The sequence below is a fragment of the Streptomyces sp. GQFP genome, assembly GCF_021545335.1.
Lineage (GTDB): Bacteria > Actinomycetota > Actinomycetes > Streptomycetales > Streptomycetaceae > Streptomyces.
The window spans coordinates 2,174,937-2,196,405 of record NZ_CP089312.1; the positions used below are offsets into that span (position 1 = coordinate 2,174,937).

At 69.2% G+C, this 21,469-nt stretch carries 16 protein-coding genes and 1 pseudogene; 5 read left to right on the plus strand and 12 right to left on the minus strand.

What is annotated here, in order from left to right; all coding sequences use genetic code 11:
* Positions 1–2: 2 nt before the first annotated feature.
* The 6 genes from LUX31_RS09425 to LUX31_RS09450 form a co-directional block, all read right to left on the minus strand.
* A complete protein-coding gene (locus LUX31_RS09425; RefSeq protein ID WP_235474334.1) occupies positions 3–5,516 on the minus strand; it encodes a glutamate synthase-related protein in 5,514 nt (1,837 codons plus the stop codon).
* Between the two features lie 270 nt (positions 5,517–5,786).
* Positions 5,787–6,167 (minus strand): hypothetical protein, encoded by a 381-nt coding sequence (locus LUX31_RS09430; RefSeq protein WP_235474335.1) that lies wholly within the window; start codon positions 6,165–6,167, stop codon positions 5,787–5,789.
* Positions 6,168–6,540: 373 nt separating this feature from the next.
* The gene (locus LUX31_RS09435; protein ID WP_235474336.1) at positions 6,541–6,726 is read right to left on the minus strand and encodes a DUF397 domain-containing protein; all 186 of its coding nucleotides are present in this window, start codon (positions 6,724–6,726) and stop codon (positions 6,541–6,543) included.
* On the minus strand, positions 6,723–6,899 hold the full coding sequence (locus tag LUX31_RS09440; RefSeq protein ID WP_235474337.1) for a DUF397 domain-containing protein: 177 nt from the start codon (positions 6,897–6,899) through the stop codon (positions 6,723–6,725). Before LUX31_RS09440 ends, LUX31_RS09435 begins: the two co-directional genes overlap by 4 nt.
* Positions 6,896–7,765: a helix-turn-helix domain-containing protein gene (locus LUX31_RS09445; RefSeq protein WP_235474338.1), complete on the minus strand. Its 870-nt coding sequence runs from the start codon at positions 7,763–7,765 to the stop codon at positions 6,896–6,898. Before LUX31_RS09445 ends, LUX31_RS09440 begins: the two co-directional genes overlap by 4 nt.
* Positions 7,766–7,854: 89 nt before the next feature.
* Complete coding sequence (locus LUX31_RS09450) at positions 7,855–10,251, minus strand: hypothetical protein (protein WP_235474339.1); 2,397 nt, start codon at positions 10,249–10,251, stop codon at positions 7,855–7,857.
* Here LUX31_RS09450 and LUX31_RS37830 point away from each other — a divergent pair.
* Positions 10,241–10,651: a hypothetical protein gene (locus LUX31_RS37830; RefSeq protein WP_443045941.1), complete on the plus strand. Its 411-nt coding sequence runs from the start codon at positions 10,241–10,243 to the stop codon at positions 10,649–10,651. The genes LUX31_RS09450 and LUX31_RS37830 overlap by 11 nt on opposite strands.
* A gap of 65 nt (positions 10,652–10,716) precedes the next feature.
* On the opposite strand, the gene LUX31_RS09460 is transcribed toward LUX31_RS37830, so the two are convergent.
* Positions 10,717–12,180 carry an MDR family MFS transporter gene (locus tag LUX31_RS09460; RefSeq protein WP_235474340.1) on the minus strand — a complete coding sequence of 488 codons (1,464 nt, stop codon included), beginning with the start codon at positions 12,178–12,180 and terminating at the stop codon, positions 10,717–10,719.
* A gap of 150 nt (positions 12,181–12,330) precedes the next feature.
* Between LUX31_RS09460 and LUX31_RS09465 the strand changes: the two genes are divergently transcribed.
* Positions 12,331–12,990 (plus strand): TetR/AcrR family transcriptional regulator, encoded by a 660-nt coding sequence (locus tag LUX31_RS09465; protein WP_235474341.1) that lies wholly within the window; start codon positions 12,331–12,333, stop codon positions 12,988–12,990.
* Here the strand turns inward: LUX31_RS09465 and LUX31_RS09470 are convergent.
* On the minus strand, positions 12,965–13,543 hold the full coding sequence (locus tag LUX31_RS09470) for a hypothetical protein (protein ID WP_235474342.1): 579 nt from the start codon (positions 13,541–13,543) through the stop codon (positions 12,965–12,967). The two genes, LUX31_RS09465 and LUX31_RS09470, sit on opposite strands and share 26 nt — an antisense overlap.
* A gap of 173 nt (positions 13,544–13,716) precedes the next feature.
* On the opposite strand from LUX31_RS09470, the pseudogene LUX31_RS37835 reads away from it, so the two are divergent.
* A pseudogene (locus tag LUX31_RS37835) lies at positions 13,717–14,786 on the plus strand (IS630 family transposase).
* 146 nt (positions 14,787–14,932) lie between these two features.
* On the opposite strand, the gene LUX31_RS09490 reads toward LUX31_RS37835, so the two are convergent.
* Both LUX31_RS09490 and LUX31_RS09495 read right to left on the minus strand, forming a co-directional pair.
* On the minus strand, positions 14,933–16,261 hold the full coding sequence (locus LUX31_RS09490; protein WP_235474345.1) for a class I SAM-dependent RNA methyltransferase: 1,329 nt from the start codon (positions 16,259–16,261) through the stop codon (positions 14,933–14,935).
* A gap of 116 nt (positions 16,262–16,377) precedes the next feature.
* Positions 16,378–18,426 (minus strand): APC family permease, encoded by a 2,049-nt coding sequence (locus LUX31_RS09495; RefSeq protein WP_235474346.1) that lies wholly within the window; start codon positions 18,424–18,426, stop codon positions 16,378–16,380.
* Between the two features lie 403 nt (positions 18,427–18,829).
* Here LUX31_RS09495 and LUX31_RS09500 point away from each other — a divergent pair, with 403 nt between their 5' ends.
* Together LUX31_RS09500 and LUX31_RS09505 are read left to right on the plus strand one after the other, a co-directional pair.
* Positions 18,830–19,501 carry a potassium channel family protein gene (locus LUX31_RS09500; protein WP_235474347.1) on the plus strand — a complete coding sequence of 224 codons (672 nt, stop codon included), beginning with the start codon at positions 18,830–18,832 and terminating at the stop codon, positions 19,499–19,501.
* Positions 19,501–20,166 (plus strand): potassium channel family protein, encoded by a 666-nt coding sequence (locus LUX31_RS09505; protein ID WP_235474348.1) that lies wholly within the window; start codon positions 19,501–19,503, stop codon positions 20,164–20,166. Before LUX31_RS09500 ends, LUX31_RS09505 begins: the two co-directional genes overlap by 1 nt.
* Before the next feature lie 166 nt (positions 20,167–20,332).
* Here LUX31_RS09505 and LUX31_RS09510 read toward each other — a convergent pair whose 3' ends face one another.
* On the minus strand, positions 20,333–21,067 hold the full coding sequence (locus tag LUX31_RS09510) for a DUF3159 domain-containing protein (protein ID WP_235474349.1): 735 nt from the start codon (positions 21,065–21,067) through the stop codon (positions 20,333–20,335).
* 3 nt (positions 21,068–21,070) lie between these two features.
* Positions 21,071–21,469, minus strand: coding sequence for an OB-fold nucleic acid binding domain-containing protein (locus tag LUX31_RS09515; RefSeq protein WP_235474350.1), 399 nt, complete (start codon positions 21,467–21,469; stop codon positions 21,071–21,073).

The following is a 21,469-nucleotide window of genomic DNA, read 5'->3' on the forward strand; positions in this document are numbered from 1 at the left end:
GGTCACGCGGTCACCGTCTCGGTCGGGGCCTGCGGGATACGGCGGCTCGCGATGTCGTCGAGCGCGGCCGTGGCCAGCAGCTCGTCGAACCGGGCGGCGCGGACGCGGCCTGCGTTCTTGGTGGTCTGGTGGACGATCCAGCCGTAGGTGCCGGGGGCGTCCACGCTGAGGTTGTTGCGCTGCTTGAGGGCGCGCTTGTAGTCGTCGAGGCGCTTGATCGCGATGAGGGTGGCGAGTTCGCCGTCGTCGAAGCGGTCCAGCGTGCCGCGCAGGTACTTCACGACCCGCTGCTTGACGAAGAAGTCCTCGGTGAGGACGAGATTCCGGACGGCCTCGGTGACCTTCGGGTCGTCCGGGCCGCTCGCGCCGGGCACCCGCTGGAGCGCGAGGTCCTGGGCGACGCCGAGCACGGTGTACGAGGACAGCAGCGAGAACATGTCGTCGCTGCCCTGGTCGCCGAAGGCCGGGGCCCGGCCGCCGAGGACGGTACGGCGGTCGCGGTAGTCGACCTTGAACGCGCGGAGCTTGTCCGTCGCGATGGAGTTCGCCAGCTCGTCCAGGAGTTCGTTACGCGTCACGGCGGCGAGGATCTCGGTGGAGTCCTGGTAGAGGAGCAGCGCGCGGGGCATCCCGCAGTACATGTGCTGCCGTTCGGTGTCCCAGTCGTGCAGCAGGCGGGCGGCCAGCTCGGAGCCGGTGGCCTCGACATGCCAGGCCAGCAGCAGCCGTACGGCCTCCTCGTGGAAGGCGCCGCGCGCGGTGTCGGTCACCGGGAACACGAGGAGGGAGTCGGCGCTCACCCGGTCGCGGAGGTCGCCGGAGGGGTCGTACTGGTAGAGGAACCCGCCGCTCATACCGTTGCCGAGGCCCTTGCCGAAGCCGCCGAGGTTGAGGACCGTACCGCCGGTCATGTACTCGCAGCCGAAGTCGCCGACGCCCTCGACGACCGCCGTCGCACCGGAGTTGCGCACGGCGAACCGGTCACCGGCCTCGCCCTGCACGAACGTACGGCCGCCGGTCGCGCCGAACAGCGCGAAGTTCCCGATCAGCACATTGCCACCGGGCTCGGCGCTGCCGCCGCCCGGAGCGCGCACGACGATCCGACCGCCGCTCTGGCTCTTGCCGACACCGTCGTTGGCGGTACCGGTGTGTTCGAGAGTGATGCCGTCGTTGAGGAAGACGCCGTACGACTGTCCGGCCGACCCGGTGGTACGGATGCGGACGGCGCCGTCGACGAGGCGGCGACGGCCTCGGTCGTCGGTGGTCACGGCGGGTGCATCAGGGGCGTTCTCGTGATTGAGGAGTCGCTCGACGTCGATGGAGAGCTGTCCGCCGACGGACTTGTCGCTGTTGCCGAGGTGGATGCCCTCGACGAGCAGGGACGGCTCGCGCCGGTCGAGCAGCGCGGCCCGGACCTGCTCGATCAGGGCGGTGTCGGTGGTGAAGTCCTTCTCCAGGTACTCCGGATCGGCCACGACCTTCTCGGGCACGCGCGCGAGAAGGCGGCGGACGTCGAGGCGGCCGACGCTCGCCGGGTGGTCGAGGAGCTGCAGCAGATCCGTACGCCCGCGCGCCTCGCGCAGTGACCGCAGGCCCAGCCGGGCGAGGATCTGGCGGACGTCGTGGGCGATGTTGAGGAGGTACTGGGCGAGTGCGCGCGGGTCGCCCTCGAACGCCTCGGAGTTGGTGGTGAGCCCGGCCGGGCACTTCACGTTGCAGTTCTTCGCCATGACACAGCCGAGCATCATCAGCGCGGTCGTACCGAACTCGAAGCTGTCACCGCCGAGAAGCGCAGAGGTGACGACGTCTCCGCCGGTCTGGTGCGCGCCGGAGCAGCGCAGCACGACCTTCTGCCGGAGCCCGTTCGCGACAAGCGCCTGGTGGACCTCGGCGACTCCGATCTCCGCCGAACGCCCGGCGTACTTGAGGCTCGTGACGGCTGCCGCGCCCGTGCCGCCGGTGTTCCCGGCGACGTTGATGACGTCCGCGCCGGCCTTGGCGACACCGACCGCGATGGTGCCGATGCCCTCGGAGGACACCAGCTTGACGATGACGCGGACGCGGGCGGCCTTGCAGTCGTGGATGAGCTGGGCGAGGTCCTCGATGGAGTACGTGTCGTGGTGCGGGGGCGGTGAGATCAGCTCGATGCCCGGGGTGCCGCCACGGGCCGCCGCGATGTCGACGGTGACCTTCGGCGCGGGCAGCTGACCGCCCTCGCCCGGCTTGGCGCCCTGCCCGATCTTGATCTCCAGCTCCTGGAGCATCGGGTCGGCGAGATAGCCCGCCCAAATGCCGAACCGGCCGGACGCGAACTGCTTGATCCGGGAGCCCCGGATGGTGCCGTACCGGGTGTGGTGCTCGCCGCCCTCGCCGCTGTTCGACATCGCGCCGACCATGTTGGTGCCGTGTGCGACGGCCTCGTGCGCGGTCGCCACGAGCGCGCCGTGGCTCATCGCGCCGGAGGCGAGGAAGCGGGTGATCTCGTGGGCGGGCTGGACCTCGTCGAGCGGGACGCTGTCGGGGGCGCCGTCGAGAAGGGTGAGCAGGTGGGCTGCGGTACCGGTGGCGGCGACCTCGATGCCGTCGGCGCCCACGGCGAGGGTGGTGACCTCGCCCAGGTGTCCGAGCCCTTCGGCGAGGGCGGCGTGGCGCTCGGCGGCCTCGGGACCCGGGGAGGTGAGGCGCAGGTGAATGGTCGACCGGGGTGTCATGGACGCGACCACGCCTCGGACCGTGACGCTCGCGTTGCCGGTCGCCGAGAAGCGGCCCAGCTCGCGCGCGAAGTCCTCGGGCGTACGGAGTCCGGTGAGGTCGGCGGGCAGCGCGAGTACGTCACGCAGCGCGGCCGGACGGCGGGACCGCTCCTCGTGCGTGGTCCGCAGGAAGGCGCGGTACCCGGGCGTGATCCGGAACGCGTCGATCTCGGCGTCGCTGAGGGCGTCGTACCCGGTGTTGCGGTACGCGGCGTCGGTGATGCCGAACGCGTCGTCGAGCTGGCCGAGTGTGAGAAGGCGCAGGGCCTCGGGGTCGCCCTCGCGGCCGAACTCCGGGCGCTCCTCGACCATGTCGCCGAAGCCGCGCACGGCCGTGACGCCGAAGGAGTGCCCGGCGCCGTCCGACCGCTCCTTGAACAGGCCGAGCAGCGGAACCTGTCCCTCGGTCTCGACCGTACGGGCCCGCTCGTGCCAGTCCGTCGCGGCCTGGGCGATCCGGGCGAAGCCGACGCCGCCGACCGGGGCGTCCATGTGCGGGAAGGTCCGTGCGAACACGTCGTCGCGGGTGTCGAGGTAGTTCGGCTCGAAGAACTCGCCGCCGATGTAGCTCTCGGCGGTGCACAGTCCGACCCGGCCCATGGTCTTGGCGAGGGACTTCTCGGCGGCCTTGCGGAACTTGGCGAGCGCCCGGTCGGTCTCGGTGATCTCACCGGCGGGGGCGGGCGCGCTGGGGAACTTCTCCTCGGCGCGCAGCCGTGCGCTGAGGCTGTACACGGCGGAGGCGCCGAAGCCGAGCGCGGTCGCGACGTGATGGGAGGAGGCCAGCTGGCCGCTCTCCGCCACCATCGAGACGCGCAGCCGCAGCCCGGTCTCGATGAGCCGCTGGTTGACGGCCGCGACGGCGAGGATCACCGGCAGGGGCGCCCGCGTGGAGGAGACGGCCCGGTCGGTGAGGACGGCGATGCCGCCGCCTTCCGAGGCGAACCGCTCGACGTCGTCGCAGAGCTGCTGGAGCGCGTCCCGGAGGGCGTCGGCGTTGGCGGTCTCGTCCCCGGTCACCGGCTCGTAGAGCATGGCGAACCGCTCCAGCGGCACGATCCGCTGGTCGCGCAGTCGGACCATGTCGAGGTGCCCGAGCACGGGCGAGGAGACGACGAGCTGACGCTCGCTGGTGTTGCCGGTGCCGTCGGGCTTGGGGCCGAGCGCGACCCGCATGCTCATGCCGTCGGCCTCGCGGATGCTGTCCAGCGGCGGATTCGTGACCTGGGCGAAGCGCTGCGAGAAGTACTTCGCCATGCCGCCCTCGGTGTCGCTGAGCGCGTTGATCGCGTTGCCGTAGCCCATCGCGGAGATCCGCTCGGACCCGGTGTTGAGCATCGGGTCGAGCATGAACCGGAAGCTCTCCTGGTTCAGCGCGTACGCCACGTACCGGCCCGCGAGGCTCAGGTCGCCGTCGTAGCCGAGGGTCGTCGTGCCCCGGTAGTAGTCGGGGGCGGGCAGGTCGTCGAGGTTCACCCGGGCCGCGTCGAGCAGCTCGCTGTACGGGCGGCGCGCGGCGAGCGAGTCGAGCACGTCGCGGGTACGCATCCGGCGCCCGGTCCGGTGATCGACGACGAGCATGCCGCCGGCCTCGATACGGCCCCGGTGCACGACCTCGTCGTCGGGGAACGCGACCTGGCCGGCCTCCGAGGCCACCATCAGGTACTCGGCGGTCTCGACGGTACGGAGGGGACGGAGCCCGAGCCGGTCCAGTCGCGCACCGACGACGTCGCCGTCGCTGAAGATGAGGGCGGCGGGACCGTCGTTCTTCTCCTCGTACAGGGAGAAGTACTCCAGCATGTCCCGCACACCGTCGGGCAGGGTGCGGTCGTTCTCCCAGGCGGGCGGCATGAGCGACACGACGGCCTCGACGAGATCGAGCCCGTCGTCGAAGACCCGGCTCTGGAGGGTCTGGTCGAGCCGGCTGGAGTCGGACTGGCCCGGCGGGCGCACGATGCTCCGCGTCCGGGCCCGCGCGAGGGCCTCGTCGGAGAGCCGGTTCTTCCTGTCCGTGTTCAGCTCGCCGTTGTGCGCCATGAGCCGGAACGGCTGGGCCATGGTCGGGTGCGGCTCGGTGTTCGTGGAGAACCGGGTGTGGAAGTACAGCGACCGTACGGAGTGCCGAGGGTCGAGGAGGTCGCAGAAGTAGGGGATGACCTCGCCGGAGTTGAGCCGCCCCTTGAGCACCTGCGTGCGCGCGCTGAGCGACAGCGCGTACAGCCCGGCGTACCGGTCCTGGTCGTCGGCGTAGGCGACGGCTTCGACGGCGAGCAGGGCGCGGTTGGCGGCGGTGTCGACGTCGGCGCGCTGCCACTCGTCCGGGGCCCGGAACACCCACTGCACGACGGGGAGTTGGTACTGCTCGGCGGCGGGCCTGGCGACGCTGTGATCGACGGGAACGTCCCGGACCAGCACGACCTCGAAGCCCTGCTCGGCGATGCACCAGCCGACGAGGTCGACGGCGGCGTCGCGCCGGGCCTGGTCGGTCGGCACGAAGCAGTTGGCGACGCCGAAGTGCCCGGCGCGCAGGGTCTCGCCGGTGATCGCGCCGAAGAACTCCGCCGACAGGTCGACGCTCACGCCCGCGCCGTCGCCGACGCCCTCGGCGGACGCGCCGCCACGGTGCGGGATCGCACGGAGCGCTTCATCACCCTTACGGATGACGTCGTGGCTCGGCGTCCCGTCGAGCCGGGTGATGAAGCCGACGCCGCAGTCACTGTGGTCGCGGGCAGGGTCGTACAGACCGAAGGCGGGCTGATTCAAGTGCGGGTCCTATGAGCGGGTTCCGGCTGCGGGTACCTTCCAGGCCCTGAAGGCACTGGGGTAGGACGGCCAGGCTGCGTCGGTGAAGCGCTCGCCGCGGGCCGGCCGGGGTGACGGCCGGATCCCTGAATGATGCAAGTAGGTACGGTAAGGGTTACCTAACTTCACCGCAAGGGTGTGACCTGCATACACATCCTGTATACCCTGCGCCGCGCGAAAGGGCCTCACCCGTCCACAAGCTGGTCACCGCGGAAAACATAACGGGGGACGTCAGAAGACGTGGGTGCCGACGGGGAACCACTCGTGCCACTCACCGTGCCACCAGTTGCTGTACACCCGGCCGTCCGCCCCGACGGCGAACAGGTCCATCTGGTCGTCGTTGCGGCTCTGCGCGGCGACGACCGTGCCCGGCTGGAACTTCTGCGAGTAGATCGGCTGCCAGTCGTTCCAGTTCCCGTGCCACCAGGCCACCCGTACGACACCGTCCGTGCCGACGGCGAAGATGTCCATCCAGTCGGAGTCACGGCTGAGCGCGGTGATGGGCGTGCGGGGCGCGAAGGCGTACGTGCCGAGCGGCTGCCAGTCGTTCCACTCGCCGTGCCACCAGGCGACCCGGGGCACGCCGTCCCTGCCGACCGCGAACACGTCCATCCAGTCGGGGTCGCGGGTGACGGTGGCGCGACCTCCGTCTGAGCCGCCTGGATCGGATCACCGGAAGCAGCGGTCGCCATGACTCCCCCTCACCACACGACGAAGGTCACGCGCCGTGTTTACGGACATCTGCCGCGAGGATGCCCAGTGAGCTGCGAGGAGAAGAGACCGATCACCCGTTCAGCGCAGACCGACACAAGGTGTTCGCCCCAATTCAGCCAACGCCCACCCCTTACCGTCCGTAAGGGAATCGAGGACCCGGGGCGGCCCACGACGGCACAACCGCACCGCCGAGACCGCACCGACCCCGCTGCACCCGACCGGGACCGTGGGTGAGAGAACGGCCCGATCTGATCGCAGATTCGAACGCCCCTCAGACCACCCCGACGAACCCCACGAACCGCGACCACACCTCACGGCCGACCGCGAAGTCGGGGCGTATGACGTCCTTGGAGTCGCGTACATGCACGGCTCGCCCGTCGACGGCGACCTCGACGCAGTCGTCGCCCTGGCTGCCGCTGTAGCTGGACTTGAACCAAGCCAGATCCGACGCGCTCATAGCTCCCCTACGAACCGCGACCACACCTCACGACCGACCGCGAAGTCGGGGCGTGCGACATCCTTGGAATCCCGTACGTGCACTGCTTGCCCGTCGACGGCGACCTCGACACAGCTGTCGCCTTCACTGCCGCTGTAGCTGGACTTGAACCAGGCCAGTTCCGACGTGCTCATAGCTCTCCTCTGAGTCGCTCCAACAGACCCCGAGAATCCTTGGCGTTGAGGGCCTGCGAGCGCAGTGTGTCATAGCGCTGTTGGAGCGCACCGACCTCTTTCGAGTCGGTGATCAGGCGACCGTTCTTCTGCCCTTCGGAGTAGGCGAGCCTCTGCCCCTTGGGAGTCACCAGCAGCTGAAGAGGACCGTCAAGACAAGCATGCAACCCCGCCTCCAACGGCACGATCTGAAGCGTCACGTTGCGCGGAGCGCTCAGCTCCAGCACGTGGTCGAACAGCCCACGCATCTGCCCGGTGTCCCCGAACCGCCGCCGGAACACATGCTCTTCGACGATGAAGCTGAACGGCGTTGTCTGCCGCTCGAACAGCATCCGCTGTCGTTCCATCCGCCTGACCATGAAGTCCTCCAGTTGCTCGTCGGGCGCCACGGGCACGGTCCCCTCGAACACCGCCCGCGCGTACCCCTCCGACTGCAACAGCCCCGGCACCAACCGGCACTCGTACGTGCACAGGCTCACCGCGACCCGCTCCAGCTTCGCCCACCGCCGGAACCAGGCCGCCAACCCCGCGTCCCCCCGCGTCAGATGCTTCGCCGACTTCCGCAACGCCCCGGTGTTCCCGGTCGCGTCCTCCGCCAGCTCCACGAAGGAGTCGTCCGCGAACCGCCTCCCCAACTCCACCGACGCGACCGTGTGCTTGGAGAACCGCACCCGGTCCCCGAACTCCTCCCGGCTGAGCCCCGCATGCTCGCGCAGCGCCTGGACGACGGCCCCGAACGTCCGCAGGCTGTCCGAGGGATCGGGCTCCCTTTCCTCCTCCCACCCCGTCAGGTCTCCGTCGTCCTCGTTCGTATCGCCGTGCATCATCCGCGGCCACCTCCAGGTGCGTACGTTCCGTGCTGTGTCCCCGCGCTCGACAGCACCCAGAGTGACGGAAGGATCTCCGTACCGTCCACTCAGTGTCCACGTACGCTGACGCACCGTACGCACTCCCGGAGCAGCCGCTCCAGGCGCAGTTGGCCGTCCTCTCGGTCGAAGACCTGGAGGGCGTCCAGGCAGGTGACGATCCACCGCGCCTCCTCCTCGTCCTCGATCCGGGCCCGGACGGCCACGGCGGTCACCGCGCTCTCCAGGTCGAACGGGTCCTCCTTGAACTCGTCGGCGAGGGACTGATACCCCGTCGCCAGCAGCGGGTCCGCGTACACACCGGTCGCCTCGGCGAACGCGCGGGCCTCGGTCCGGTCCGTGCGCAGACCGGCCAGACGGCGCAACACCTCGTCGGGGTCGCCGAGTTCGCGGTGCAGACGGTGCGCCCGGCCGACCAACAGCGGCCATCCGCCGGTCAGTTCATGGAGACGGTCCAGGCGGTCCTCCGTGTGGAACATCTCGATGCGCTGGGTCCAGCCGCGCAGGCTGCGGCGGTCGTGGCGCCGCAGGACGACGGGGGCGGCCGTGGTGGGCTCCGTACCCGTCAACAGCGAACGCCACAGGGCCATTTGGCCGGGGTCGATGACGAGGACGACCGCGCGGGTCACCCCGGGGGTGGCGGGAAGCAGGTTCTCCGCCTGCTCGACGGCTTCCCGGCAGGTCTCGGGCCGTGCAGGGCAGCGGACGAAGTCACTGATGACGACGCGCCGTTCGCGCGGGCGCCCGCCCTGGAGTTCCTGCCGGTAGACACTGGGCCTGCCGATGGGCGGCAGCTCCCAGTCGGCGATGCGTCCGGCGACCGCCCGCAGGGTGTCTCCGACGTCGGCGACACCGGTCGCGGAGGTGCCGAGGACGACCCTCGTCTGGTTGGACCGCTCGCCGAGCAGGTCGTCGAGCTGGGTGATGGTGAGCGGAGCCGGCCGGTCGTCGGGCAGCTCGGGGCGGCCCTCCTGCACGATGCTCTCCTGGAGTTCGCAGTCCTGCTCGGCCCTGAGCAGCCGGGCGTCCACCTCGTGGGAGGTGCCGATCATGCGCAGGGCGTTCGGGCCGCGCAGATGCCAGCCCTGGCCGTCGTGGTTGGGGGCGAGGATACCGAGCCCGACCATCTCGGAGAGGTAGGCGCGGAAACCCTCGGTGTCGAGCTGCTCGAAGCCCTTGCGCCAGAACGTCTCGCACTCCTCGCGCAGTTCGGCGTCGCTCAGCCGCACCTCCAGGCCACGCTGACGGGCGTGATAGGCCAGCACGTTGGCGATCACGTCGTAGCGGTGGTCGAGACTCAGGGTGTCCTTGAAGGCCGCCGAGATGCTGTCCCGCAGCCCGGTGTCCGACTCCACGACCACGATGTCGGCGAGTTCCACCTCGTACGGAGGTTCCTTGGGCCCCTCGGGCAGGCGCCGCGTCCGCTTGCGGTGCATCACCTCGACCAGCCGGTGCCCGAACATCTGGATGAGGAACGGCTGGTAGGAGCAGTAGCCGAGCACCCGGTTGACGAGATCCAGGTCCTTGAACTCGAAGCCGAGTGCCCGCATCGGCTCGACCAGGAGATCGGCGGCGGACTGGGGGGCGAGCGGACCGATCACCTTCGGGGTCTGCGCGAGGTGGCCGAACGGCCCGTTGCTCGCCAGCTTGGCGAAGCGCTGCACCGAGTGCAGCCCCGCGAACACGACCTTCGCGTGATCCTTGGTGTCGTCCCCGAGGCCCTTGAGCTTCTTCGTCTGGTTGAACCGGGGAGCGTCCGCCTCGAAGAACTGGTCGCACTCGTCGAGCAGGATCAGCAGCCCGCGGCGCGAATCCGCGTCGGACCAGGCCCGGATGCCCGCGCACACCCGCTCGGAGATGTCCTTCACGGGCTTGCGGCCCTGCGACGGGCTCAGCACCTGTGCCTCGGTGAGCTTCCGGTCCAGGACGCTCCACAGCGCCTCCGGGCCGAGCGAACTGCCCTTGCCGATGTTCTCGTGGTCGAGGTTCACGTACACCGCCTGGTGGTAACCCGGGCGGTGCTCCACGAACCTGTCCCCCGCGTCGGCTAGCAGTGCCGACTTGCCCAGCCCCCGGCCGCCGAAGATGACCTGGGTGCCGCGTGGGTCGAGGATGCTCTTCCGCTCGGCGTCACGGCCGTAGAACATCTCGCCGCCGATCCGGCCGCGCTTCTCCCGGATGTAGGGGTTGACGCCGGAGAACGGCAGCAGGGTCTGTGTGGCGGTGCTGACCTGACGGTTGCCGCGAGCCGCCAGGTAGGCGAGGGCGGCGTCGTCGACCACCAGCAGGGGTTGCGACAACCGCGCCGAGCCCACGGCGAGTTCGACCCGGGCCTCACGGCTCAGTGTGCCGAAGTAGACGACGAGCAGGCTCCCTCCGCTGGCGTCGTGCTCCGCCCGGCTCATGACGACCTCGGCGGGCGGCAGGTCCCGGACCGTGGTCGACACCCGGGGCAAGCCCGAGGTTATCCCCCTGTACCTGTCACGTCCGCTGGTCGATCGGGCTCTGCGCATCATGCACGCTCTCCTGACCGAAGCCGACAACCGTGGCCATGACGTGGAGACCCGGACCGATCTTGGCCACGGGGAAGCCGTGCACACGGTCGCCATCGTCATCCACGGCCTGACCTTTCCGCCCGCCGACCTGGGCCGGATCTTCGCCAACCAGCTCTCCGTGGTGGGCTCGACCATGGGGACGGCCGATCAGCTGGGCCGGCTGGCCGCCTTCTGCGTCCGGACCGGGGCGCGTCCGGTCGTGGACCGGGTGCTGCCACTGTCCGAGGTCAGGGCCGGATTGGCGGCCATGGCTTCCGGTGAGCTCTTCGGCAAGGTCGTCTTCACCGTCTGACTCTCCGTACAGCGATCCGGCCCGGCCCCTCGAAAGGGGCCGGGCCGGACTTCTGGGGCGCCGGGTCAGGCCGCGGTGGGCGACTCGGCCGGTGTCTTCGTGGCATCCGGTGCGGGGGCCGGGGCCTTGCGCGGCAGGAGGAGCACGGGGAGCAGGGTGATCGCGGTGAAGCCGAGCACCCACCAGAAGGACGTGTTGAACGCGTCCGCCAGCGGGGCGTCGGTGTTGTCGGTGAAGGACCGCTGGAGCACGACAGCGACGACCGCCGTGCCGACCGAACCGCCCAGGCGCTGGAAGATGTTCATCGCGCTCGACGCCCTCGGCAGCGCCGCCGGAGCCAGCGAGCGGTAGGCCGCGGCGAGACTCGGCAGGGTGACCACACCAACGCCGATGCCGCGCGCCACCATGCCGGCGGCGAGCAGCGCCTGGCTGCTGCCGTCGTCCAGCATCGCGAACGGGATCGTGCCGATCAGGGTGACCAGCACACCGGCGAGCGCCAGCAGGCCGGGGCTCATCCGGTCCGTCGCCTTGCCGACGACAACCATGGCGATGACGTATCCGACGCCCTGGGGGGCGAGCATCAGACCGGCGTGCAGCACGCTGTAGCCCCGGTCCATCTGGAAGTACAGCGGGAGCAGGAACATCGCGCCGAACACGGCCGCGTTCAGGGTGAACTGCGTGACGACGGCGGCCGAGAAGCCCCGGTCGGCGAACAGCCGCAGATCGATCAGCGATGTCCGGGAGGTCCGCAGGGCGTGCCCGGCGAAGCCGATCAGCAGCAGGATGCCCGCCAGGGTCCACGGGAGACTGTCGCCGCCGGTGAAGCCCTCGGTGCCGCTCTCGGCCAACCCGTAGAGCAGCAGGGCCAGTCCCGGGGAGAGGAGCAGCAGTCCGAGCACGTCGAGGCTCATGTTCTTCGACGGGCGGTCGGCGGGCAGCTTCACCCAGGCCAGGACGATGGCGGCCAGGCCGATGGGAATGTTCACGAAGAAGATCCAGCGCCAGTTCAGCTCGTCGACGAAGACTCCGCCGATCACCGGGCCGATGATCGGGGCGAGCATGGCGGGTACGGAGACCACCGCCATGACCCGGCCCAGCCGGCTCGGCCCCGCCGCCCGGGCCAGCATGGCCTGCGCCATCGGCATCACCATGCCTCCGCCGAGGCCCTGGACCACCCGGAAGATGATCAGGCTCTCCACCGACCAGGCCAGACCGGAGAGCACCGAGCCGAGCAGGAAGAGGAACTGGGCGGCGAGCCACATCCGTTTGGCGCCAAACCGCTCCATGGCCCAGCCGGACAGCGGCACCACCAGGGACAGGGCGAGCAGGTAGCCGGTGACCGTCCACTGGATCGAGTCGAGCGTGGAGTCGAACTCCTGCGACAGCGCGTCGATGGCGACGTTGACGATCGTCCCGTCGAGCAGTGTGGTGATGGCGCCGAGCTCCAGTACGCCGCACAGCCACCAGAGCTGGGTGTCGATGCGGCCGTCCTGCTCCGTTCCCGGGGGCGCGGGTGTCTGTCGAGTCATGCCGGGAGTCCCCTCCGGAAGTGCGGGAGTCAGCCGTGGATGTGGATGTGGGTGTAGATCTGGAACAAAACTTGGACTAGGTCGTCTAGATTTGAATAGTAGACTGGATCGTCTAGAAATCAAGCCGGTACTCGACCGGAAGGCAGATCAGTGGCGAAGACCCAGCACGCTGTCGCGGCGCGGCCGCGGCGGACACACGGCGGCCGGGACCGCAGGGCCCAGATCCTGGAGGCGGCGGCCGGGGTGTTCATCCGGGACGGCTTCGTGCGCGGCAGCGTCGACGCCATCGCCGCCGAGGCGAACGTCGCGAAGCAGACCCTCTACAACCACTTCGGCGACCGGGAGTCCCTGGTCATCGCGGTGGTCGAGGCCGCGATGGACCCAATGGCCACGCAGTTCAGCACGGTGGTGGGCGAGACCATCGCCGCCCACGACTGCGCCGACCTGGAGGCGCAGTTCATCGACTTCGGCCGCCGCTGGGTACGGCTGATGCTGTGCGACGACGCGGCCGCCCTGCGGTGGCGGATCCTCGCCGACGCCCCGCTGGAGGAGTCGCTCCAAGTGGCTCTGCGGCGCGTCGACCAGGAGGCGGGCCTCCGCTCCATCGCGGAACAACTCGCCCTCCTCGACCGGGCCGGACGGCTGTCCGTCCCGGATCCCGAGGCCGGGGCCCGCCAACTGCGCGCCCTGCTCATCGGCGACGCTCAGCTGGAGTCCGTCCTCGGGCAGGTCACGCTGGACGAAAAGCGGATCGCCGCGGTCGTCGACCGCGGGATTGCCATGTTCATGCGGGCGTACGGCCGGCCGTAGGCCCTGTCGTACGGGGCCGCAGGCGCCGCATCATCGGCACCTCAACCCTGTGGTACGCCGCCCAGGCGACCAGCGAGCAGAACGCCAGACAGGCCCCTACCACCGGAACCAGCAGCCCGTGCGGGAGTGCCGCCTCCTTGTCCACGAGCACCCCGGCTGCCGCGAGCGCCGGACGCAGCCCGCCCGCGACAACCGCGAGCAGCAGCAACTGGAAGACGTACAGGCGATAGGAGATCTCGCCGAGGAAGAGCATCCGGGGGAACGCAGCGGGGACCAGTCGCCTCGCAGATCCGCCACCGCCAGGGCGGCGATCAGGATCACGAACGGAAGGAAAGTCCCTGCCTCGTGCATGCCTGCGCACCAGCAGGGCGGCGGCGACACCGGCCATGAATTCCAGCACACGGAAGGCCGGGAAGACGTACGTGAACCAGTAGGCGAAGGGGCCGCCGACCGGCCCCGTCGGGATCATCTCCTCGGCGGGATAAGGGAGTTCGATCAGGGCACCGAGGGTGCAGGGGAGGACGAAGGACAGCATGACGCACGTGCCGATCACCCGAAGTACAGGCTCGGGACCTTGCCCATGCCGGAGAACATGACGAACGCCAGCACCGTCGAGATGAAGTACACCGGGTAGATCTTGGCGAAGCGCCGCTTAGCTAGAGATCTTTAAGGGTGCGGGTTACGTGGGGCCGTGACGGCTGTCGTGGGCTGCGCTATGCCGGAGGGATGAGGTACCCCGATGGCGGAGGGCTGACCGCTGAGGAGGGGGCTCGGCGTGAGCGGGTCCGGTTGGCGGCCGCCGATCTGATCGAGGCGGGGGCCAGTGACCGGGAGGTGGCCCGGCGGTTCAGGGTGACGTATATGTCGGTGAACCGCTGGCGGCGGGCGTTGGCTGCGGGCGGGCGGCAGGCTCTGGTCTCCAAGGGCCCTGGCGGTTCCCGCTGCAAGCTCGACGTGGTTCAACTAGGCGTGCTGGAAGCGGTGTCGGAAGCCGGCCCGGCTGCCTCCGGCTGGCCTGACCAGTGCTGGACTTAAGTGAGGATCGCCGAGGTCGTGCGCCGTCGGTTCGGCGTCGAGTACACCCTGGCCGGGCTGGACCTGCTGCTGCACCGCATCGGCTGGAGTGTGCAGGTCCCGTCCCGCAAGGCCACCGAGCGCGACGAGGAGAAGATCGCCGCCTGGAAGGACGAGCAGTGGCCCGTCATAAAAAGACGGCGGCGGACCTGGGCGCCTGGCTCTGCTTCGAAGACGAAGCCGGCCAGGGCCTGAGGCCGCCCAAAGGCCGCACCTGGGGCCGGCGCGGCCACACACCCGTCGTGCGGGTCACCGCCGCAGGCATCAAGCGCGTCTCCACGGCTGCACTGATCTGCACCAAGTCCGGCCACCGGTCCCGACTGGTCTACCGCACCCACCTCGATCGCGGCCCCGCCAAAGGCCGGCGCAAGTGCTCCACCGAGACCGACTACGCCCGCCTGCTCGACGCCGCACACCAGCAACTCGGTGGCCCGATCGTCCTGGTCTGGGACAATCTGAACACGCACGTCAGCCGCACCATGCGGCAACTGATCGACGCCCGATTATGGCTGACTGTCTACCAACTGCCGCCGTACGCATCCGAGTTCAACCCGGTCGAGGGCGTCTGGTCACTGCTGAAACGGTCACTGGGCAACCTCACCAAACACAGCCTCGACCAGCTCACCACGCTGGTGAAGGCCCGGCTCAAACGGATGCAGTACCGACCCGGCCTCATCGACGGCCTCATCGCCAAGACCGGCCTCGAATTCCAACCGCCGTAACCTCAGCCATTGAAGATCTCCAGATCCCAGCCCTCTTGGGCTCCCGACCTGCAGCACAAGACACCTGACGGCACATCAGAACGTGCGTCAAGATATCACCCGTAACGCCCACCGCGCTCATAACACACACCACCCGAACCTGCAGGTCAGGAGCCCTTTGCGGCAGGCTCAAGGATCGCCACGCACTCCACATGATGCGTCATCGGAAACAGATCAAAAGCCCGAAGCGTCCGCACCCGATACCCCCCCTCCCGAAAATACCCCAAGTCCCGAGCCAACGCCGCCGGATCGCAAGCCACATAAGCGATCTTCCGCGCCCCCAGCTTCACCAACTGCTCGACCGTCTTCCGCCCCGCCCCAGCCCGCGGCGGATCCAGGACGATCAAATCAACCTCGGTGATCCCCGTACGGGGCAACACCGCCTCGACCTTGCCCTGCTCAATGCGAACCCGATCGAACGCGGCGAGGTTGTGACGGGCGTCCTCGACCGCGCGCTTGCCCGACTCGATGCCGAGAACCGCGCCCTTCTCGCCGATCCGGTCGGCCAACGCACCCGCGAACAGGCCGACCCCGCAGTACAGATCGAGGGCCATGTCTCCCTTGCGCGGAAGCAGGCCCTGCATGACCGCCTTCATCAACGTGTCCGCCGCCATCGGGTGGACCTGCCAGAAGCCGCCGCTGCCGACCCGGTACGTACGGCCGTCGGCGCGCTCGCGGACGAACGCGCGGCCGTGGACGCGGTGGATGCCGCCGTCGTGCTCCTCGACCCGCATGACGGAAACGGGCTTGTCCAACTCGACCAGAGGCAACCGAGCACCGGGCCTCGGCTCCAGGATGACCATGCGGTCCTGGGACCCCGTCGCGGCGATCGCGTCGACGGACTCCATCCCCGACCAGTCACGCTCCTCGATGCCCAGCTCGCTGACGCCCGGCGCCGCGATCATGCAGTGCTCGATCGGCTCGACCTCGTGCGAACGGTGGCGGCGCAGACCGGCGTTGCCGTCCGCGTCGACCGCGTACTGCACCCTCGTACGCCACTGAGGCACCTCACCGGGCGGCAGCTTGTCGCCCTCGGCAGGCATGACCGTGCCGTCCCAGCCGGCCTCCTCCGGGGTCAGACCGGCGAGCCGCTTCAGCTGCTCGGCGACGACCTCGCCCTTGAGCCGACGCTGTGCGCCCGGCTTGGCGTGCTGCCAGTCGCAGCCGCCGCAGCGGCCGGGGCCGGCGTAGGGACAGGGGGCCTCGACTCGGTCCTTGGACGCCGTGAGCACCTCCACCGCGTCCGCGCGCAGGAACCGCGCCCCCTCCTCACCCTCCGTCACCCGGGCCACGACCCACTCACCGGGCAGCGTGTGCCGGACAAAGAGGACCTGCCCCTCCTCCGTACGCGCGATGCAGTGGCCGCCATGGGCGACGGGACCGACCTCGACCTCGTACTCCAGCCCCACCAGCGATTTCTTCGGTTCTGCCTGCATGGTGGGGTGACTCCGTAAGAGAGAAAGAGAGAACGGCCGGACAACAGCCCACCAGTCTACGTGGGCCCTGCCCGACCGCTCACCACAAGCCCGCACCCGAACCCGGACCCGTCGGCTCAGCCCTTCGCGGTCGGCTCCTTCGGCCGTTCCTCGGCCGGGCCGCGCCGGACCGATCCGGGCGCGTTCCAGTCCTGCCGCTTGCGGGCGCGGTTCTTGGCCGCCTCGGACGACTGCAGCTGGTAGGGCACCGACGTCACCATGACACCCGGCGTGAACAGCAGGCGCCCCTTGAGGCGGAGCGCGCTCTGGTTGTGCAGCAGGTGCTCGTACCAGTGGCCGACCACGTACTCCGGGATGATCACGGACACGGCGTCGCGCGGCGAATCCCGGCGCAGCCCCTTCACGTACTCGATCACCGGCCGGGTGATCTCCCGGTACGGCGAGTCGAGCACCTTCAGCGGGACGGTGATCCCCCGCCGCTCCCACTCCTCCCGCAGCGCCTTCGTCTCCTCCGGGTCGACGTTGACGCTGAGCGCCTCCAGCGTGTCGGAGCGCATCAGTTTCGCGTACGCGAGCGCGCGCAGCGTGGGCCGGTGGATCTTCGAGATCAGGACGACGGAGTGCACCCGCGACGGCCGTACGCTGTCGTCGCTCGGGCCCTCCGGGGCCGCGATCTCCGCGGAGACCCGGTCGTAGTGCTTACGGATCGCGGTCATCACCGCGTAGAAGATCACCATGCCGAGCAGCGCCACCCAGGCACCGTGCGTGAACTTCGTGCCGAGTACGACGACCAGCACAAGGCCGGTGAAGAAGGCGCCGAAGGTGTTGATGGCGCGGGAGCGGATCATGTGCCGGCGCTTCGCCTGGTCCTTCTCGGTGGCCAGGTGGCGGTTCCAGTGCCGGACCATGCCGGTCTGGCTGAGCGTGAAGGACACGAACACGCCGACGATGTACAGCTGGATGAGGCGGGTCGAGTCGGCCCCGTAGATCCACACCAGCAGGACGGCCGCACCGGCGAGCAGCACGATGCCGTTGGAGAAGGCGAGCCGGTCGCCGCGGGTGTGCAGCTGGCGCGGGAGGTAGCGGTCCTGGGCGAGGATCGAGCCGAGGAGCGGGAAGCCGTTGTACGCGGTGTTGGCGGCCAGGAAGAGCACCAGCGCGGTGGCGGCGGCCAGGAGAATGAAGAAGAAGCTGCCGCCGCCGAACACCGCCTCGGCGACCTGGGAGATCACCGGGTTCTGGACGTAGTCGGGGCCCAGCTCGACGCCCTTGTCCAGCAGGTCGTGCGCGGGGTTCTCGGCCATCCGCACCTTGGTGGCCATGGCGAGCCCGATGATCCCGCAGAACATGGTGACGGCGAGGAGGCCCATCGCCGCGAGCGTGGTCGCCGCGTTCTTGGACTTCGGCTTACGAAAGGCGGGCACACCGTTGGAGATGGCCTCAACGCCGGTGAGCGCGGCACAGCCGGAGGAGAAGGCGCGCAGGAGCAGGAATACGAGGGCGAATCCGGCGAGGCCCTGGTGCTCGGCCTTGATCTCGTAGCCGGCCGTCGGCGCACGCATGGTCTCGTCCAGCACCAGCCCGCGGTACGCGCCCCACGCGATCATGATGAAGACGCCCGCGACGAACACGTAGGTCGGAATCGCGAACAGCTTCCCGGACTCCTTGACGCCCCGCAGGTTCATCAGCGTGAGCAGCACGATGACGGCGACCGCGCAGAGCACCTTGTGCTCGACGACGAAGGGGATCGCGGAGCCGAGGTTCTCGATGCCGGAGGAGATCGACACGGCGACGGTGAGCACGTAGTCGACGAGCAGCGCGCTGGCGACCGTGAGCCCGGCCTTTGGGCCGAGGTTGGTGTTCGCCACCTCGTAATCGCCGCCGCCGCTCGGGTACGCGTGCACGTTCTGCCGGTAGGAGGCGACCACGGTGAACATCAGTACGACGACAGCGACCGCGATCCACGGGCTGAAGTGGTACGCCGACACGCCCGCGATCGACAGGACCAGCAGCACTTCCCCGGGAGCGTAGGCCACGGAGGAGAGTGGGTCGGAGGCGAAGACGGGGAGAGCGATGCGCTTCGGCAGGAGCGTTTCGCCGAGCCGATCACTGCGCAGTGCGCGCCCGATCAGGATCCGTTTGGGCACGTCGGTCAGTTTGGACACGGACAGGATCGTAAGCTCCCCGCCTTGTTCTGGGCACATCCGGGTGAAATCCCGGCGGTCCGCCGAGTGAAATCCCGGCATCCGAGACAGGCAAACGCCCCCGGGACCGCGTCTTCATGGCTATATGACGAAAACACAGCGCACCTTATGAACCTTTTAACCCTTTCATCGCCTTCCGGGAGCCCCCATGCCCCACCTCGCCGCGGAGCTGATCGGCGCCGTCGCCTCACTTGTCGTCCTCGCCCTGCTCACTCTGGCCAGCGTCCGCAGCATCAGCCGCAGGTAGGGGGGTGCCCTCCGCCGACCGTGCGTGTGTAGCTTGGGCGAGGGTCTGAGACCCTGTTCAAGCCAATCGAGCCAAGTCGACAACGGCGGGCTTCGACCTCGGATCGGAAGGACGGTCGTGCACATCGTCATCATGGGCTGCGGCAGAGTGGGTTCCGCTCTCGCCCAGACCCTGGAGCAACAGGGGCACACGGTCGCCGTGATCGATCAGGACCCCACCGCCTTCCGACGACTGGGCTCCGGGTTCGGCGGCCGGCGCGTCACCGGGGTCGGCTTCGACCAGGACACCCTGCGCGAGGCGGGCATCGAGGAGGCAGGCGCTTTCGCCGCCGTCTCCAGCGGTGACAACTCGAACATCATCGCCGCCCGGGTGGCGCGCGAGATGTTCGGCATCGAGAACGTCGCGGCCCGTATCTACGACCCCCGCCGTGCCGAGGTCTACCAGCGCCTCGGCATCCCGACCGTGGCCACCGTCCGCTGGACGGCCGACCAGATGCTGCGCAGGCTGCTGCCGTCCGGTGCGGAGCCTCTGTGGCGCGATCCCACCGGCGGCGTCCAGCTCGCCGAGGTGCACGCGTCGTCGGCCTGGGTGGGCCACAAGATCAGCAAGCTGCAGGACGAGACCGGCGTGCGTGTCGCCTTCCTCACCCGCCTGGGCGAGGCGGTCCTGCCCTCCTCGCAGACGGTGCTGCAAGAGGGCGACCTGGTGCACGTGATGATGCGTACGGACGACGTCGAGAAGGTCGAGGCGTCCTTCGCCGAAGGCCCCGAAGAGGAGGCCGGTCACTGATGAGGGTCGCCATTGCCGGTGCCGGTGCCGTCGGCCGCTCGATCGCGGGCGAACTGCTGGAGAACGGCCACGAGATCCTGCTGATCGACAAGGCCCCGACGGCCATCTCGGTCGAACGGGTCCCCCAGGCGGAGTGGCTGCTGGCCGACGCCTGCGAGATCACCTCGCTGGACGAGGCCGCGCTGCAGCGCTGCAACGTGGTGATCGCCGCGACGGGCGACGACAAGGTGAACCTCGTCGTCTCCCTGCTGGCGAAGACGGAGTACGGCGTCCCACGCGTCGTCGCCCGCGTCAACAACCCCAAGAACGAGTGGCTGTTCAACGAGGCCTGGGGCGTGGACGTGGCGGTCTCCACCCCGCGTCTGATGTCGGCCCTGGTCGAGGAAGCGGTGAGCGTGGGCGACCTGGTCCGCCTCCTCCGCTTCAGCCACGGCGACGCGAACCTGGTCGAACTGACCCTCCCCCCGGAGTCGGCCCTGGCCGGCACCCAGGTCGGCGACGTGGAGTGGCCGGAGGACACGTCCCTGGTGACGATCATCCGCGGCACCCGAGTCCTGACCCCGTCCCGCGAGGACTCCCTGGAAGCGGGAGACGAACTCCTGTTCGTAGCCGCCCAGGCAAGGGAGGAGCAGTTGGAGGACCTGCTGTCGGTCCGAAAGGACTGACAGGGGCTGGATCTTTCAGCCCGTCCGGGGATCCTTTAGCCCGTCCGGCGTTTGAGGACGAGCGCGTTCAGCGCGAAAGGGGGGTCTGGGGGCGCAGCCCCCAGAAGGATGGGAACGGGTAGGGGCGGCGGGGGCGAAGAAAACCCAACGCCGACCCCCGCACCCCCTACTCGGAAGAAGACGGGGACGAGGAAGCCGCAGCCTTCCGCCGCTCCTCCTCCGCCCGCTCCTCCGCCTCCATCTCAGCGAACACATCAATAGGCGCCGGCGCCTTCGCCAGGAACACCCACGTGAGCCACACGGCCAACAGGAACGGCGGAATCTTCAACGCCACCAGCACCCACCCGAGCGACGCCGTGTCCGCCCACCAGTACAGCGGGAACAGAATCGCGCACTTGGCGAGCAGAATCAGCCCCCAGGCCCAACTGGCCTTCGCATAGGCCTTCTTGCGCCCAGGATTACGCGTACGCCAGGAGAGGTTCTCCTTGAACACCGGCCCGAGGATCAGCCCGAGCAGCGGCACACCGGCCAGCGTCGTGATGATGTACGCCAGCGCCAGCCCCAGCGTGTAGAGCATGCCGGGCAGATAGAAGTCCTTCGCATTGCCCGTCATCATCGCGAAGACGACACCGAAGGCGACCCCGAACACCCCGCTGAAGGCGTGCTTGACGGTGTCCTTCATGACGAGGCGCACCACGACCATCAGCACCGAGACACCGAGGGCCGCGATGGCCGACGCGTGCAGGTCCTTCTTGATCGTGTAGATCGTGACGAAGAGCAGCCCCGGCAGGACCGTCTCGATCATGCCCCGCAGACCGCCGAACGCCTCGAAGAGCGCGGCCTCGGTCACCGCCCTGGAATCGTGCTGGGCGTCTTCGGTCGGCTTGTCGAGCGACGTCACCGGCTACTCCCGTCCGAGGGGTCTCAGTTCGTATTTCGGATTGAACAGCACACGGCGGCCCCGGCTCATCGAGATCCGGCCCGACGCGATCAGCTTGCGTCCCGGCTCTATCCCGACGATGGAGCGTCTGCCGAGCCACACCACGTCCAGCGCGGCCGAGCCGTCGAACAGCTCGGCCTCCAGGGCCGGAACCCCCGCCCTCGGCCGTAGCGTGACCGTGCGCAAGGTACCAGTAACCGTCACTATCTGTCGGTCGTGGCAGTCACCGATACGCGTACAGCCCGCGGTCTCGGTGTCCTCGCGCAGCTCCTCGGACTCCAGGTCCTCCTGCGACGAGGAGAGCCGGTCGAGCATGCGCCGAAACCGGCCCGTCGGCTTCTCGGAACGAGGAACAGCAGTCAT